Annotated in this window: 15 protein-coding genes and 2 riboswitches; of the genes, 13 read left to right on the top strand and 2 right to left on the bottom strand. The window is 66.3% G+C overall.

Translation table 11 applies throughout. The features are described from left to right. Window positions 1-732, top strand: coding sequence for a precorrin-2 C(20)-methyltransferase (locus IVB28_RS19835; protein WP_247528318.1), 732 nt, complete (start codon window positions 1-3; stop codon window positions 730-732). Further along, a complete protein-coding gene (cobJ, locus tag IVB28_RS19830; protein WP_247528317.1) occupies window positions 729-1463 on the top strand; it encodes a precorrin-3B C(17)-methyltransferase in 735 nt (244 codons plus the stop codon). Before IVB28_RS19835 ends, cobJ begins: the two co-directional genes overlap by 4 nt. On the opposite strand, the gene IVB28_RS19825 is transcribed toward cobJ, so the two are convergent. Continuing rightward, on the bottom strand, window positions 1439-2185 hold the full coding sequence (locus IVB28_RS19825) for a cobalt-precorrin-6A reductase (protein WP_247528316.1): 747 nt from the start codon (window positions 2183-2185) through the stop codon (window positions 1439-1441). The two genes, cobJ and IVB28_RS19825, sit on opposite strands and share 25 nt — an antisense overlap. Before the next feature lie 10 nt (window positions 2186-2195). On the opposite strand from IVB28_RS19825, the gene cbiT reads away from it, so the two are divergent. From cbiT to cobT, 8 genes are all read left to right on the top strand, one after another. Then, a complete protein-coding gene (cbiT, locus tag IVB28_RS19820; RefSeq protein ID WP_247528609.1) occupies window positions 2196-3377 on the top strand; it encodes a precorrin-6Y C5,15-methyltransferase (decarboxylating) subunit CbiT in 1182 nt (393 codons plus the stop codon). Then, complete coding sequence (locus IVB28_RS19815; RefSeq protein ID WP_247528314.1) at window positions 3374-3742, top strand: cobalamin biosynthesis protein; 369 nt, start codon at window positions 3374-3376, stop codon at window positions 3740-3742. Before cbiT ends, IVB28_RS19815 begins: the two co-directional genes overlap by 4 nt. After that, window positions 3739-4521 carry a precorrin-4 C(11)-methyltransferase gene (cobM, locus tag IVB28_RS19810; protein ID WP_247528312.1) on the top strand — a complete coding sequence of 261 codons (783 nt, stop codon included), beginning with the start codon at window positions 3739-3741 and terminating at the stop codon, window positions 4519-4521. Before IVB28_RS19815 ends, cobM begins: the two co-directional genes overlap by 4 nt. After that, a complete protein-coding gene (locus IVB28_RS19805; RefSeq protein WP_247528310.1) occupies window positions 4521-5831 on the top strand; it encodes a cobyrinate a,c-diamide synthase in 1311 nt (436 codons plus the stop codon). The genes cobM and IVB28_RS19805 overlap by 1 nt, the downstream gene beginning before the upstream one ends. After that, the gene (gene cobA / locus IVB28_RS19800; protein ID WP_247528308.1) at window positions 5828-6559 is read left to right on the top strand and encodes a uroporphyrinogen-III C-methyltransferase; all 732 of its coding nucleotides are present in this window, start codon (window positions 5828-5830) and stop codon (window positions 6557-6559) included. The genes IVB28_RS19805 and cobA overlap by 4 nt, the downstream gene beginning before the upstream one ends. A 45-nt stretch (window positions 6560-6604) precedes the next feature. Next, a riboswitch (cobalamin riboswitch) is annotated at window positions 6605-6824 on the top strand. Window positions 6825-6860: 36 nt separating this feature from the next. Continuing rightward, the gene (locus IVB28_RS19795; RefSeq protein ID WP_247528306.1) at window positions 6861-7538 is read left to right on the top strand and encodes an energy-coupling factor ABC transporter permease; all 678 of its coding nucleotides are present in this window, start codon (window positions 6861-6863) and stop codon (window positions 7536-7538) included. 40 nt (window positions 7539-7578) lie between these two features. Then, the gene (gene cobF / locus IVB28_RS19790; RefSeq protein ID WP_247528304.1) at window positions 7579-8328 is read left to right on the top strand and encodes a precorrin-6A synthase (deacetylating); all 750 of its coding nucleotides are present in this window, start codon (window positions 7579-7581) and stop codon (window positions 8326-8328) included. A gap of 10 nt (window positions 8329-8338) precedes the next feature. Next, on the top strand, window positions 8339-9391 hold the full coding sequence (gene cobT, locus IVB28_RS19785; RefSeq protein ID WP_247528303.1) for a nicotinate-nucleotide--dimethylbenzimidazole phosphoribosyltransferase: 1053 nt from the start codon (window positions 8339-8341) through the stop codon (window positions 9389-9391). Here the strand turns inward: cobT and IVB28_RS19780 are convergent. Then, entirely contained in the window at window positions 9384-9956 is a 573-nt protein-coding gene (locus IVB28_RS19780; RefSeq protein WP_247528302.1) for a histidine phosphatase family protein, read from the bottom strand. The genes cobT and IVB28_RS19780 overlap by 8 nt on opposite strands. 72 nt (window positions 9957-10028) lie before the next feature. Beyond that, window positions 10029-10231: riboswitch (cobalamin riboswitch) on the top strand. Window positions 10232-10344: 113 nt separating this feature from the next. Here IVB28_RS19780 and IVB28_RS19775 point away from each other — a divergent pair. From IVB28_RS19775 to IVB28_RS19765, 3 genes are all read left to right on the top strand, one after another. Then, entirely contained in the window at window positions 10345-12702 is a 2358-nt protein-coding gene (locus IVB28_RS19775; protein WP_247528301.1) for a TonB-dependent receptor, read from the top strand. A 12-nt stretch (window positions 12703-12714) separates the two neighbouring features. Beyond that, window positions 12715-14148 (top strand): PepSY domain-containing protein, encoded by a 1434-nt coding sequence (locus tag IVB28_RS19770; RefSeq protein ID WP_247528300.1) that lies wholly within the window; start codon window positions 12715-12717, stop codon window positions 14146-14148. 186 nt (window positions 14149-14334) lie between these two features. Beyond that, window positions 14335-15936, top strand: a complete 1602-nt coding sequence (locus tag IVB28_RS19765) for an ABC transporter substrate-binding protein (protein ID WP_247528299.1) — start codon at window positions 14335-14337, stop codon at window positions 15934-15936. The last annotated feature ends 17 nt before the right edge of the window (window positions 15937-15953 follow it).

Raw genomic sequence — 15953 nt, 5'->3', positions numbered from 1 at the left:
ATGGGACGCATCATCTGCTGCGGTCTTGGCCCCGGCGATCCTGATCTGATGAGCGTGCGCGCGGACCGGACGGTGCGCGGCGCGGGGCATGTCGCCTATTTCCGCAAGAAGGGCCGGCCGGGCCAGGCGCGGCGTATCGTCGAAGGCATGCTGGCGCCTGATGTCACCGAATACCCCATGGAATATCCTGTTACGACCGAGATCGCCTTCGACAGCGCTGAATACGTGCAACTGCTCGCCGGCTTCTACGACGAATGGGCCGAGCGGCTGGCGCGGCTTGCGCGCGCGGTCGAGGTGGTCGTGCTCTGCGAGGGCGATCCCTACTTCTATGGCTCCTTCATGCACCTGCACACGCGCCTGCAAGGCCGTGTCGAGATCGAGGTGGTCGCGGGCATTCCCGGCATGGTCGGTTGCTGGAATGGCGTGGGACAGCCGATCGCGCTCGGCGACGATGTCACCACTGTCCTGATGGGAACGCTTCCCGAAGACGAACTCGAGCGGCGCATGCGCGATTCCGATGCGCTCGTCGTCATGAAGACCGGCCGCAATCTCGCAAAGGTGCGCCGGGCGCTCAGCTCCGCCGGCCGGCTGCAGGACGCCTGGCTGGTCGAGCGCGGCACCATGCCGGGCGAGCGCGTGGTGCGGCTCGCCGAGATCGACGGCGCGGACTGTCCTTATTTCGCGATCGTGCTGGTCCACGGCAAGGGCCGGCACATGGACGCCGCCGAATGACGGGGGCCTTGACGATCGCTGGCCTCGGGCCGGGCAGCGATGCGCTGGTGACGCCCGAGGTCACAGCCGCGCTGGCCAACGCAACCGACATTCTGGGCTACGCGCCCTATGTCGCGCGCGTGCCGGAGCGGCCGGGACTTAAGCTGCATCCCTCCGACAACCGTGAGGAGCTGCAGCGTGCCCGCGAGGCTTTGCGGCTTGCGTCCGAAGGCGGGCAGGTCGTCGTGGTGTCCTCCGGCGATCCCGGCGTGTTCGCGATGGCCTCCGCCGTGTTCGAGGCGCTCGAACAGGCGCCGCAATATCAGGCGCTGCCGATCCGCGTGCTGCCGGGCATCACCGCGATGCTGGCGGCGGCCGCCCGCGCGGGGGCGCCGCTCGGCCATGACTTCTGCGCGATCAATCTCTCCGACAATCTCAAGCCTTGGCCGGTGATCGAGAAGCGGTTGCGCCTTGCCGCAGAAGCCGATTTTTCGATCGCGATGTACAATCCGCGTTCGGCAAGCCGGCCCGAAGGATTTGGCCGCGCGCTCGCGGTGCTTCGCGAGGCCGGCTGCGGCGAGCGCCTCGTGATCTTCGCGCGCGCGATCAGCGCAGCCGACGAGAAAATCGAGACCGTCACGCTGAACGAGGCCCGGCCAGAAATGGCCGACATGCGCACTCTGGTGATCGTCGGCAACTCGCAGACACGCCGCGTCGGCCGCTGGGTCTATACGCCGAGGCGGGTAGAATGACTGAGCCACTGCATCACTTCAGTGACGCTCTCGACCCGCTGGCGCTCTGGCAGTTCCGGCCGGGAGATCATGATCACGGGCAGGCCGAGCATGCGGGCCGCGTCGATCTTGGCGCGCGCACCGGCGCCGCCGGAATTGCGGGCGACAATCCATGCGATGCCGCGCGCACGCATCATCTCCAGCTCGCCGTCAAGTGTGAAGGGTCCACGCGATACAATCATGTCGGCTGCAAAGAGCAGGGGCGCTTCGGGCGGATCGACGAATCTGAGCGTGTAGATGTGCTGCGGCCTCGCGGCAAACGGCGCGATGTGTTGGCGGCCGATGGCGAGGAATATTTTCGCCGGCGCCTCGGACAGTGCGACGACGGCGGCGCTGACATCTGCGACCTCGATCCAATTGTCGCCGGGCGCCCGGGCCCAGGGCGCGCGCTCCAGCGCGATCAGCGGCGTATCGGTCGCCGCGCAGGCCGCGACCGCATTGCGGCTCATCTCGGCAGCGAAGGGATGCGTCGCGTCGATCACATGCGTGATGGCTTCCCGGCGGATGGTGTCGGCAAGTCCGCTCACGCCGCCAAAACCGCCGATGCGGGTCGGCAACGGCTGGTCGGCGGGCGCGCAGGTACGGCCGCCATAGGAATAGAGGGCGTCAATGCCTGCGCGTGCGACCGCCTCTGCGAGCAGGCTCGCATCGCTCGTTCCGCCCAGAATGAGCGCGCGTGTCATGGCTGATTCCTTGGCTGATCCCTGGCTGACCATCGTTGGTATCGGCGAAGATGGCCTTGCCGGGCTATCGGAGGCAAGCCGAAAGGCGCTCGACGACGCCGAAACCGTGTTCGGCGGTGAGCGGCATCTTGCGCTCGCGAATGTCGGCAGCCGCGGCCGTCCGTGGCCGTTGCCTTTCGACGCGGATGTCGTGCTGAGCTGCCGCGGTCGGCCGACCGTGGCGCTCGCCTCCGGCGATCCGTTCTGGCATGGCGCCGGCGCGAGCCTCGCTGAAAAGCTCGCTAGCGACGAGTGGATTGCACATCCGGTGCCGTCGACCTTCTCCCTCGCAGCCGCGCGCTTGGGCTGGCGACTGGAGGCCACCACGTGCATCGGTCTCCATGCAGCACCTTTCGAGCGACTGGTGCCGCATCTCGTGCGAGATGCGCGCATCATCTGCCTGGTGCGCGACGCAGCGGCGGTCGGCGCTCTCGCAAAATGGCTGACCGAGCGCGGATGGGGCGCGTCACTCATGTGGACGCTCGAGGCGCTTGGCGGGCCACGGGAATACACTCACCAGCATCGGGTCGACCTGTTTGCCGAGAATATCGCCGCAAATCTGGTCGCGGTGGCTTTATGGGCGAGGGGAACACAGGCCATTCCCCGCAGCTCGGGGCTACCAGATGATTTGTTCGTCCACGATGGCCAGATCACCAAGCGACCGGTGCGCGCGCTCGCACTTTCGGCGCTGGCGCCGCGTCCCGGCGAACGGCTGTGGGATATCGGCGCCGGATCGGGGTCGATCTCGGTCGAGTGGGCGCTGTGCGGCGGGACGGCGATCGCCATCGAGGCACGCGAGGATCGCGTCGAGAACATCCGCAAAAATGCCGCTGCGTTCGGGCTGGCGCACCGGATCACCGTTGTCACAGGGAAAGCGCCCGAAACGCTCGCTCAGCTGGATGCACCGGACGCGGTTTTCATCGGCGGCGGCTTCGACAGCGCAATGTTCGATGCGATCTGGTCACGGCTTTCGCCCGGCGGACGGCTGGTTGCGCATTCCGTGACGCTGGAGACGGAAGCGCTGCTCGGTGAGCTGCATCAGCGCCACGGCGGCGAACTGATGCGGGTCGAGGTCGCGCATGCGGCTCCGCTCGGTCGCTATCGTTCCTGGGAGGCGGCGCGGCCGGTGGTGCAGTGGAGCGTGGTTCGATGAAAGTCGCCGGCCTCGGATTCAGGAAAAATGTCACGCTGGCCTCGTTGCGCGAAGCACTGCAGGCGGCCGGCGGTGCCGAAGGTCTTGCTGCGCTGGCGACCGTCAGCGACAAGGCCGATGCTGAGGCGCTGAAGCAGCTTGCACGGGAATGCAGCGTTCCGATCACGGCGTTTCCCGCCGATCTGCTGGCGGGCATCGACACGCCGACGCAGTCGAGGCTCGTTGCTGAAAAATTCGGAACGGGTTCGATCGCCGAAGCCGCGGCGCTTGCCGGCGCTGGCCCTCGCGCGCGGCTGATTGCGACCCGCGTGGTTTCGCAGGATCGCACCGCGACCGCGGCGATCGCGGAAGGAGACGGTACATGACGGTGCATTTCATCGGCGCAGGACCGGGCGCGCCTGATTTGCTGACCTTGCGCGGCCGCGATCTGATCGCGGCCTGTCCGGTCTGCCTCTATGCTGGTTCACTGGTGCCTGAAGGCGTGCTGGCGCATTGCCCGCCGGGCGCGCGCATCGTCAACACTGCGCCGTTGTCACTCGACGAGATCGTCGCAGAGATTGCCGCCGCCCATGCGGAGGGCAAGGATGTCGCGCGGCTGCATTCCGGCGATCTCTCGATCTGGTCGGCGATGGGCGAGCAGCTCCGCCGCCTGCGCGCGCTTGGCATTGCCTATTCGGTCACCCCAGGTGTGCCGTCCTTCTCCGCCGCCGCGGCCGCGCTGGAAACCGAACTCACGCTGCCGGGTCTTGCCCAGACCGTGGTGCTGACGCGCACGCCCGGCCGCGCCAGCGCGATGCCTGAAGGTGAGAAGCTGGCTGCGTTCGCCGCCACCGGCGCGGTGCTCGCGATCCATCTGTCGATCCATCTGCTCGGTGACGTCATCGCCGAGCTCACGTCGCATTATGGCGCGGACTGCCCGGTCGCGATCGTCTGGCGTGCGAGCTGGCCCGACCAGCGCATCGTCCGCACCACGCTCGGCTCGCTCGATGCAGCCGTGGGCACGGAAATGGAGCGCACCGCGCTGATCCTGGTCGGCAGGACGCTTGGCGCTGCGGAGTTCGACGAGAGCCGCCTCTATGCGGCCGACTACGATCGTCGCTATCGGCCGGTTGGCACTGAACCGCGCTTTCCGGAGGCGACGTGATGGCAGCGAGCCTCGTCATCTCCGCACCGGCCTCCGGCGTCGGCAAGACCACGCTGACGCTGGCGCTCGCCCGCGCATGGCGCAACCGCGGACTGAACGTGCAGTGCTTCAAGAGCGGGCCCGACTATATCGATCCGGCCTTTCACGCTGCCGCGACCGGGCGGGCCTCCGTCAACCTCGATAGCTGGGCGATGGACCGCGGGACCATCTCGCATCTCGTCAGCCGCGGTGCGGATGCCGATGTCGTGCTCGCCGAGGGCTCGATGGGCCTGTTCGACGGCGTCGCCGCGCGCGGCGTCTCCGGCACCGGGGCGACCGCCGATATCGCAGAGATGCTGGACTGGCCGGTGCTGCTGGTGATCGATCCCTCCGGACAGGCACAGACGGCGGCCGCGATCGCCGCAGGCCTTCGCGATTACCGTCCCGGCGTGCGCCTTGCGGGTGTCGTGCTCAATCGCGTCGCCAGCCCGCGCCATGAAGCCCTCGTGCGGCGCGCTCTCGTCGAGGCCGGCATTGCCGTGTTCGGCGCGCTACCGCGTCATGCCGAGATCAGCATGCCGAAGCGGCATCTCGGCCTGGTGCAGGCCGAAGAGCAGGCTGAGATCGGCAAGCTGATCGACGAGGCCGCGCGCTTCGTTGCCGAGCACGTCGATCTCGACGCGGTGCTGCGCTCGGCTGCAAGCTGGTCGCCGCAACTTGCCGCGAACGGTCTGAACGTGGCGCCGCCCGGACAACGCGTGGCGCTTGCGCGCGATGCCGCATTCTCTTTCGTCTATCCGCATATGCTGGAGGCCTGGCGCGCAGCGGGTGCCGAGATAGTGCCGTTCTCGCCGCTGGCGGATGAGGCGCCTGACGCGAGCGCCGACGTCTGCTGGCTGCCCGGCGGCTATCCCGAGCTTCATGCCGGGAGGATCGCATCCAGCGCCCGTTTTCGCAGCGGCCTGCGCGCCTTCGCGGAAACGCGGCCGGTGCATGGCGAATGCGGGGGCTATATGGTGCTGGGAACCGCTCTGACCGACGCGGATGGTATCCGCCATGAGATGACAGGCCTGCTTGGCCTCGAAACGAGCTTTGCCAAACGCCGCATGCATCTAGGCTACCGTCTGGCCGAGCTCGCAGCGCCGATGCCGGGTCATCAGGCCGGCGCGCGACTGCGCGGCCATGAGTTCCACTATTCGACGATCATTGCGCAGCCTGATAGGCCGCTGGCGGTCGTGCATGATGCAACCGGCGCAATCATTGCCGAGACCGGCTCGCAGCGCGGACGTGCCACCGGCACGTTCTTCCATCTGATCGCGGAGGACCGGTGAGCGGTTTTGTCTCCTTCGTCTCCGCCGGCCCGGGCGACCCTGAATTGCTCACGCTCAAGGGCGCCGCGCGGCTGCGCGAGGCCGATGTCGTGCTCTATGACGATCTTGCCTCCGGCGCGATCCTCGATCTCGCACGGCCCGGTGCCAATCTCGTCGCGGTCGGCAAACGCGCAGGGCGGCCCTCGACCAAGCAGCACCATGTCAACCGTCTCCTGGTCGACTATGCCGCAACAGGTTTGCGCGTGGTGCGGCTCAAGTCGGGCGATGCCGGTATGTTCGGCCGGCTCGAGGAGGAGCTGGAGACGCTGCGTGAGGCCGGCATCGGCTATGAGATCATCCCCGGCGTCACCTCGGCCTGTGTGGCCGCCGCGCAGGCCGGGATCCCCCTGACCCGTCGTCATACCTCGCGCCGGGTGCAGTTCGTGACCGGGGCTGATGTCACCGGCGAGCTGCCGCCCAATCTGAACTGGGCGGCGCTGGCCGACCCCGAAGCGACGACCGTGGTCTATATGGGCCGGCGTACCTTTCCGGCGCTTGCCGCAAAATTGGTCGCACACGGTCTCGCCGCGGATACGCCGGCGCTGTTCGCCGAATCCCTCGGCCGCCCCGACGAGCGGCTGGTCCGCACCACCATTGCCGAGCTTGCCGAGCAGCTTGCCCGCGGCGGCGGCGCCTCGACCGCCGCGGTGATCCTGTTCGGCGCGCTGGCGGGGGATTATCCGTCGTGACGGCCGCGGTCGCCCTTCTCCCCTTGACGCCGGCTCGCCGAAAGGGGCACACAGGACAGGCATGGTGCTCAACGCGGCGCAAAGCGCCGGAGCATAATCGGGAATGGGGACGGGCGGACCAAGTTGCGGCGCCCAAAGCCCCGGCCGCCCCCGCGACTGTAAGCGGTGAGGGGCTCCGATCAGCCACTGGGCCGAAAGGTTCGGGAAGGCCGGAGATCCCAGTGAACCGCGAGCCAGGAGACCGGCCCTGCACGTATTGAGGTCAAGGCCGTCGGGTGTGACGGCAGGAAGGAATTGAGCCATGCACATCGAACCCGGACTGGTGTCCGAAGCCAAGCTCGTGTTGAGTTACGCAACCGGCCTCGCCGCAGGCGGCGTTGCCTTGAAGCTCGCGGCCCAGACCGTGCGCGAGCAGGGCCTCATCTCGTTCGCAGCGCGAACATTGGCCACGACGGTCCTTGTCTTCGTCTTCTTCGAGATCCTGCCGCACTTCCCGGTCGGCGTGTCCGAAGTGCATTTCATCCTCGGCTCGACCTTGTTCCTGCTGTTCGGCGCGGCGCCCGCGGCCTTCGGCCTCGCGTTCGGCCTGCTGCTTCAGGGCATGTTGTTCGAGCCCGTCGACCTGCCGCAATACGGCATGAACGTCACGACGCTGCTGGTGCCGCTGTTCGCGATCCAGGCCATCGCCACGCGGATCATTGCCTGCAACACCGCCTATGTCGATTTGAAGTATCGTCAGGCGCTGGCGCTTTCGACGACCTATCAGGCCGGCGTGATCGCCTGGGTGGCTTTCTGGGCGCTCTATGGCTCCGGTTTTGCCATGAGCAACCTCGCCAGCATTGCGACGTTCGCGGCCTCCTATGCGCTGGTCATCGTGATCGAGCCGCTCGCCGATCTCGCCGTGCTGGCACTGGCGAAATCGCTGCGCGGCGTCACCGCGCCCGGCCTCGTCACCCCGCGCCTGCACAACGCGGCCTGAGGGATCAGCGAAGGGCGGTACGCCGCTCTTCGCGCTCGCGATGCTCACGCTCTCCCTGATAGGCATCGGCTGCGGCGATCCCGACCAGCTCACGCGCGCCGCGATTGAAGCGATCAACGCGGCCGACCTCGTCCTGATCCCGCGCAAGGGGACGGTGAAGTCCGATCTTGCCGATCTCAGGCGGACGATCTGCGCGGACGTGCTCACCAGCGACAAGACCGAGATCGCCGAGTTCGATCTTCCCGTGCGCGACGCCGGTGAAACGGATTACCGCAAGGGCGTGGACGATTGGCACGACGCGGTGGCCACGACCTGGCAGCAAGCGATCGCAAGACATCTTGCAGGCGAGGGCAAGGTCGCGCTGCTGATCTGGGGCGATCCCTCGCTGTATGATTCCTCGCTGCGCATTGCGCGCCGGCTCAATCCCTCGCCGAAGATCGAAGTGGTGCCCGGCATCACCTCAATCCAGGCGCTGTGCGCGGCACATGCTCTGCCGCTCAACGACATCGGAGAGGCCTTTCTGGTCACGACGGGGCGGCGCCTGCGCGAAGGCGGCTGGCCGGCAGGCGTCGATACTGTCGTCGTGATGCTCGACGGCGACACGGCGTTCCAGTCGCTCGATCCGGCCGGGATGCACATCTATTGGGGCGCCTATCTCGGCATGCCCGATCAGATCATCATGTCCGGCGCGCTGGCCGAGATCGGCACGCGCATCGTCGCGGCGCGGCAGGACGCGCGCGCGCGGCACGGCTGGATCATGGACAGCTACATCCTCAAGCGCGCGCGTTAAGCGAGGCAGCATGCTCCCCGAATGGGTCTATCAACAGTGCCCCGAGATCTCCGCGATGCACCGCGAGGCGGCGATCGCACGTCAGGCGCAACTGACAAAACCGGCCGGTGCGCTCGGCCGGCTCGAGCAGCTGGCGATCGAGCTTGCAGGCTTGCAGGCGACGGAGCAGCCCCGCGCCGCGCGCGTGCCGATCATCGTCTTCGCCGGCGATCACGGCATCGTCGCGCAAGGCGTCTCGGCCTATCCGCAAGCGGTGACCATCGCGATGATGGCGAATTTTGCCTCCGGCGGCGCGGCCATCTCGGTGCTGGCGCGTGAGCTCGGCTCCAGCCTGGAGGTGGTCGACGCCGGCACGCTGGCGCAGGAGGAAATGGCAGATCTCATCACTGACAAGCCGCGCAGCGGCACCCGCGATTTCAGCGTGGAGGCTGCGCTCACCCCTGCCGAGCTGGCGTTTGCCTTCGAGGCCGGCCAGCGCGCGGTCGCGCGTGCGGCGGCCAATCAGCCCGATCTGCTGATCTTCGGCGAGATGGGGATCGGCAACACCACGGCCTCGGCGGCGGTTGCGGCGAGCCTGCTTGGCAGCAGCGCCGGGGAGATTGCGGGCAACGGCACCGGGGTCGATGTGGCCGGCCGCGCGCACAAGGCGCGGGTGATCGATGCGGCGATTGCGCTGCACGGCGTTGCAGGGGCTTCGCCCGACAAAATCCTGTGCACTGTCGGCGGTCTCGAGATTGCGGCAATCTCAGGCGCGATCATCGCGGCCGCGCAAGCCCGCATCCCTGTCTTGATCGATGGTTTCATCGTGTCGGTGGCAGCGCTCGCAGCAGTGCGGCTGAACCCGTCATGCCAGCCGTACCTGCTAGCCTCGCATCAATCGGCGGAGCAGGGACATCGTCTGGTGCTCCGCGCGCTCAACGTGCAGCCGCTGATCAGCCTCGATCTCAGGCTCGGCGAGGGATCGGGCGCCGCCATCGCGCTGCCCTTGGTTCGGTCGGCCTGTGCTCTTCACAACGGCATGGCAACGTTCGCGCAGGCCAACGTGCCGGACAGGCCTAGCTGATCCGCTGGTTGACGGACACGACGCGCCAGCCGCTCGCGAGGCGATCGATCCGGGTCAGCGACAGCGGATCGATCACGAAGCGCAAGGCTGCTTGTGGCGTGAGGTCCAGCGCGATGCAGAGCGCGGCGCGGATGGTGCCGGAATGCACGACCAGCGTGGCCGATCCGGCTCCGATCCGCGACAGGCCCAGCCGGACGCGCGCGACCTGATCCGCAAAACTTTCGCCGCCCGGCGGCCGCGCATTGGCCGGATCGCTCCAGAACTGCGCATAGGTCTCCCCGCCGGTGGCAGTGAGCTCGTCGTGCCGATGGCCGGTCCAGTCGCCGAAATCCTGCTCCCCGAAATCACCGATCAACTCCGGTTCGAGCCCCAGCGCGCGCGCCGTCTCGACCGTGCGTCGCGACCGGCTGGCAAAGCACGCGGCATTCCCAGGCAGACGCCGCCGCAGCGCATCCAGCTGCGCGCGATCGCCGAGATCGGCCGGCGCATCGGCGGCGTGGATCGTCCCCTTCACGCCCGCGACGGGGGCGTGCCGTATCAGCCAGAGGAAGGTCTCGCCTTCCATGCTTATCTCCAGGGAAATTGGTCGTCGTGGCGATAACACCGCAACTGGTACATTGACTCTGTCTGGATCGTAATCCTAGATGCTCGCGACGGTTTCCCCGAGAGGGGATGAAAAGGGAATGCGGTGCGGGGAGGTTGTCCCCAATGCCGCGGCTGCCCCCGCAACTGTAAGCGGCGAATCTTGCGTCACGAGCCACTGGGTATCTCGGTCCCGGGAAGGCGATGCAAGGTACTGACCCGCGAGCCAGGAGACCTGCCGTCAGCCGTGGTCACACGCGAGATGTCGGTCGGGGAGTACAGACATTCGGCTTCATCGGACGGCTCAAGGGCCAAAAGGTGAGACCTCGTTCGCTGTGACGTGCCACTGACGTCATACCGAGGTCCAAGCCGTGTCTTCTATCCGCATCGTACGATCGCGAAAATTCCTGCTCGCCTCTGCCGTGCTGACGTCCTTTGCCGCTTTGGATGTGCCCGCCGCCCTTGCGCAGCAGGCCCGCGAACCCCTGCCGCCCGTCGAGGTGTCGCCGGCCGAATCCCGCAAGCAGGCGAGGCCAGGTGGCCGGGACGCGCAAAGCCCGCGCCGCGCAGCCGCGCGCAGGCCGGCGAGCGCAGTCGCGGCCCCCAAGCCCGCCCTGCCGGCTGCAACCGCACCAACGCCGCTCAACTCCAATGCCGTCGCCGAAAGCGCCTCGCGGCTCGGGTTGACGGTGCGCGAAACGCCCGCGACCGTCGAGGTGATCTCGGCCGAGACCATGCGCGAGCAGGGCTATCGCACCGTATCCGAGGTGGCGCAGGGCGCCGTCGGCGTCAGCGCCGGCGACAATCCGGCCGAGCCCGCGGCTTTCTCCATGCGCGGCTTCACCAACAGCCAGATCAACACTCTCAACAACGGCATCAAGATCGGTCCGCAGAACATGACCTCGCGGATCACCGACACCGCCAATCTGGAGGCGGTGGAATTCCTCAAAGGCCCGGCCTCGCTGATCTCGGGCGAGGGCGCCGCCGGCGGCGCGATCAATTTTGTCACCAAGCAGCCGCACACCGGAGCTATCAGGAACGAAGCTGATTTCTCCTGGGACTCCCTGAACTCGTTCCGCGCGCATTACGGCTCAGGCGGGAGCACCAATGTGCAGGGACTAGACTATCGCTTCGACGTCAGCCGTTCGACGCTCAACGGCTTTGCCGACGACACCAATGTCAAGACGTTCGGCACCTCCGGCCAGCTCAACTACCGCATCTCCGACAGTCTCAAGATCTGGGGCGCGGTCGAATATCGGGAAGACCGATCGAAGGCCTATTGGGGCGCCCCGCTGGTGCCGGTCGCCTTCAGCGGCTCGCATGCAACGACTGGGATCGTCTCGGGCAATTATGTCTCGAATTACAACAAAACCAATCTTGGTGCAGTCACCATCGACAACCGCACCTTTAACACCAATTACAACGTCCTCGACAATCGCAACGTCGCGCAAGAGGTGTGGCTGCGCGGCGGCTTCGAGCTGAAACTCGCCCCCGACCTGACGCTGAAAAGCCAGGCCTATGGCTACGGCGCGGAGCGCAAATGGTTCAACAACGAGATCGAGGCGTTCAATTCCACCACGAACTTGGTCGATCGCGAGCGCTTCTATGTCGCGCATAGCCAGCGCCTGGTCGCCAACATCACCGACCTGGTCTGGGACACCGATATCGCCGGTTTCGACAACCGCCTGGTTACGACGCTCTCGTCGAGCTATCTCGATTTTGTCAGGCCCGGCGCGGCAAACTTTCCGGGGGATTCCGTTGATCTCGTCGATCCCAACCGCGGCTTTTACGGCCTGCTCACCACCAAGCAGCAGACAGCGCGCATCGACAACGAGGCGCTGTCGTTCGAGGACCGGCTGAAGCTGACGCGGAACTTCGCGCTGGTCGGCGGCCTGCGCGTCGAGCACATCGGGCTCGACCGCAATTCGACCGACGCCGCCGGGATTGTGAACGCGGGCTTCCCGTTCACCAAAGACTGGGCGCCAGTGACGGGTCGCATCGGCTACACCTGGGAAGCCGTGCCGGGCCTGACCTTCTTCAGCCAATACGCCACCGGCGCCGACATTTCCGCCAACAACATCTTCCTGCTGGGGCCGACCCAGCCGCTCGACCTGACAACCGCGCGCACCTACGAGACCGGCGTCAAGCACCTGTTTTGGGACAACCGGGCAGAGTGGTCGTTCTCGGCCTATGACATCCTGCGCAAGAACGTCTATGCCGCGGCCGGCGGGCAGGCGCTCAACATTGCCGGGCGGCAGGAATCGAGGGGCGTCGAGCTTGCGGCGTCGGTGCGTCCGATCGATCCGTTGCGGCTGTGGGGCAACATCGCCTATGTCGATGCGCGCTATGCCGATTACAATTTCATCGGTGGCTCGTTCTCCGGCAACGCGCCGCCGAACGTGCCGCGCATCGTCGCCAACGCGGGGGCCTCCTGGCGCTTCTTCACGCCGTGGCCGGTGGAGCTCGGCATCACCGGCCGCCATGTCGGCGACCGCTACAACACCGACGCCAACGTCGTGACGATGAAGGCCTATACTGTGGCCGACGTCTATGCCTTCGTCGACATCCCCAAGACCGTGTTCAATGCCGTCGAGCGGGCGCGCCTGACCTTCCGGGTCCGCAATATCACCGACAAGCGCTACGCGATCTGGGGCGATCCGTTCTATCCCGACCAGATCCTGTTGGGCGCGCCGCGCACCTATGAGCTCTCGGCGGCGTTCAAATGGTGAGGCCTTGAGCGCATGATGGGCGCGATCATCCTGCTGCACCGCTGGCTCGGGATCGCGTTCTGCCTGCTGTTCGCGATGTGGTTCGCGACCGGCATCGTGATGCACTTCGTTCCGTTCCCGTCGCTGACGGAAGCGGAGCGCTTTTCCGGCCTCGCGCCGGTCGATCGCGTTCAGGTTCGAATGGCGGTGCATGACGCGGTAGCCGCCAGCGGGATCAAGGATGCAACGCGCGTTCGGCTGATCCAGCGAAGTGACGGGCCGGTCTACGTCGTGTCGGGGCCATCGCATCGGCGTGCGGTCCGCGCCTTCGATGGACAGGAGGCGCGGGTGACGTCTTCCGATGCCGCGCGCGCCATCTCGCAGGATCACGCCCGCAGCCGCAGGCTCGACGCCGCACGCGCAACGATCCTCGCGCAGGCGGATTACGATCAGTGGAGCGTACCGAACGGATTCGACCGCCATCGGCCCTTGTTTCGCGTAGCCTTCGACGACGCTGCCGGGACGGAGGTCTATGTCTCGTCGCTCACCGGCGAGATCGTGCTGGATACGACGCGAAGCGAGCGCGGCTGGAATCTCGTCGGCAGCGTGCTGCACTGGATCTATCCGACCGTGCTGAGAAGCAATTGGGCGCTGTGGGATCGCGTGGTCTGGACACTGTCACTGCTGGCCTTGATGGCAGCGATGCTGGGCGCGTTGCTCGGAATCCTGCAGGTCAAGCTGCGCGGACACCGGATGTCCTCACCTTATCGCGGCTGGCACGCGCTGCATCATCTCGTTGGCCTTGGCGCCGCGGCCTTCGTGCTGAGCTGGATTTTCAGCGGCTGGCTCTCCATGGATCACGGACGGCTGTTCTCGCGCGGGCAACTGGCCCCGGCAGAGGCCGGCGTGATGAACGCCGCGCCGGATTGGGTGGCTGCCTCGTCGCTCGAACGGCAACCGATATCGGCGTCTGCCCGCGAGATCGAATGGTTCGCCTTCAACGGCAATGTCTACCGGCGCGACCGGGTCGCTCTCGGCAGCCAGGCTCTGGTCACGGCCGCAGAGACGGCGAATGAGGGATACACGGGATTTTTGAGCGCGCGCGACGTTCAGGAATTGACGACGCGCCTCGCCGCGGGCTGCGCCGCACCGTCCGTTGTTGCCGAGAGCGACGACTATCCAGTTCGATCTGCCGTCCCTGGTGCGCCGGTCTACCGCTCACGCTGCGGCGAGCTCTGGTTCGATATCGACGGCGCCGATGGCAATTTGCTGCAAAGGCTGGACTCTTCGCGTCGTGCCTATCGCTGGGCGTACGGCGCGCTGCATACGCTCGATCTTCCGATCCTCATGGCGCATCCGTCTTTGCGCGATGTCGTAATCGTCGGGCTATGTGCGCTAGGATTCGTATTCTCCATGACCGGCGTCGTCATCGGGTGGCGGCGCTTGCGGGTGTCTCTGACAGTCTGACTGCGGCGCACGATCTCAACGTGGTGTTGCGGCGGCTCTTTGAGGGGCTGGGCGGGTCCAAATGGAGGTGAGATCCCACTGGCGAAGGCCTGGTTAGTGGCATACCATTTGCAAGCCAATGGGCTCTGGTTTCACGTGCCCTTGGCCAATGATGGCCGGCATCACTGGCATTACTGGGAGGACTTCATGGATCGCAGGACCGTATTGAAGGGACTGGCGGGCGCGGGCGGTCTGGCATTGACCGGCCTCTCGGCTCCCGCCATCGCGCAAGGGGCATCAGCCCGCACGCTCCGCTTCGTGCCGCAAGCCAACCTCGCCAATTTCGATCCGATCTGGGGCACTCAATATGTCGTGCGCAATGCCGCCGCGCTGGTCTGGGACACGCTCTACGGCATCGACGCGCAACTGCAGCCGCAGCGGCAGATGATCGAGTCCGAGGAGACCTCTGACGACGGCAAGATCTGGACGTTCAAGCTGCGCCCGGGCCTCAAGTTCCACGACGGCGAGCCGGTGCTGGCCAAGGACATCGTTGCCAGCCTGTCGCGCTGGGCGGCACGCGATCCGATGGGGCTGATGATCATTGCGATCCAGCAGGAATTGACCGCTGTCGACGACCGCACCTTCAAATGGGTTTTGAAGCAGCCCTTCCCGAAAATGCTCTATGCGCTGGCCAAGAACAACGCGCCGTGCTCCTTCATCATGCCCGAGCGCATCGCCAAGACCGATCCGTTCAAGCAGATCACCGAATATGTCGGCTCGGGCCCGATGAAGTTCGCCAAGAGCGAATGGGTCCCCGGCGCCAAGTCGGTGTTCGAGAAGTTCACCGACTACGTGCCGCGGCAGGAGAAGGCATCCTGGCTGGCCGGCGGCAAGCAGATCATGGTCGATCGCGTCGAGTGGATCGTGATGCCGGACCCCGCGACCGCGGCGGCAGCATTGCAGAACGGCGAGGTCGACTGGTGGGAGAACCCGATCGCCGATCTCGTGCCCGTGCTGAAGAAGAACAAGAACATCAGCGTCGATATCGGCGATCCCCTCGGCAATATCGGCTCGTTCCGCATGAACCATTTGTTCGCGCCGTTCAACGACGTGCGGGCGCGGCGCGCGGTGCTGATGGCGCTCAGCCAGGAAGACTATATGCGCGCCATCGTCGGCGACGACGACGCATTGTGGAAGTCTTTGCCCGGCTTCTTCACGCCCGACACACCTGTTTACAACGAAATGGGCGGCGAGATCCTGAAGGGCAAGCGCGACTTCGACGCCGCCAAGAAGCTGTTAGCCGAGAGCGGCTATTCCGGCCAGCCGGTGACGTGCCTGGTTGCGCAGGATCAGCCGATCACGAAGGCGCAAGGCGACGTCACCGCGGACCTCCTGAAGAGGCTCGGCATGAATGTCGACTTCGTCGCCACCGATTGGGGCACGGTGGGCTCCCGTCGCGCCGCAAAGACGCCGCCGGGCCAGGGCGGCTGGAACATGTTCCATAGCTGGCATGCCGGCGCCGATTGCATCACGCCGGCCGCCTACACCGCCATCCGCGCCAATGGCGACAAGGCCTGGTTCGGCTGGCCGAGCAGCCCGAACACCGAGAAGGAGATCACGGGCTGGTTCGACGCCAAGAGTGTCGACGAGGAGAAAGCGGCGATCGGGCGGGTCAACAAGGCGGCGATCGAGGATGTCGTCTACGCGCCGACCGGCTTCTTCCTGACCTACACAGCATGGCGCAAGAACGTCTCCGGCATTACCAAGGGGCCGCTGCCGTTCTTCTGGGGCGTGTCGAAGTCGGCATGATCGTGCGCTGAGGCCAG

The sequence above is a fragment of the Bradyrhizobium sp. 199 genome, assembly GCF_023073355.1.
Taxonomy (GTDB): domain Bacteria; phylum Pseudomonadota; class Alphaproteobacteria; order Rhizobiales; family Xanthobacteraceae; genus Bradyrhizobium.
Note: the sequence above shows the minus strand (reverse complement) of the source record. Positions and strands in the feature narration are given on the sequence as shown.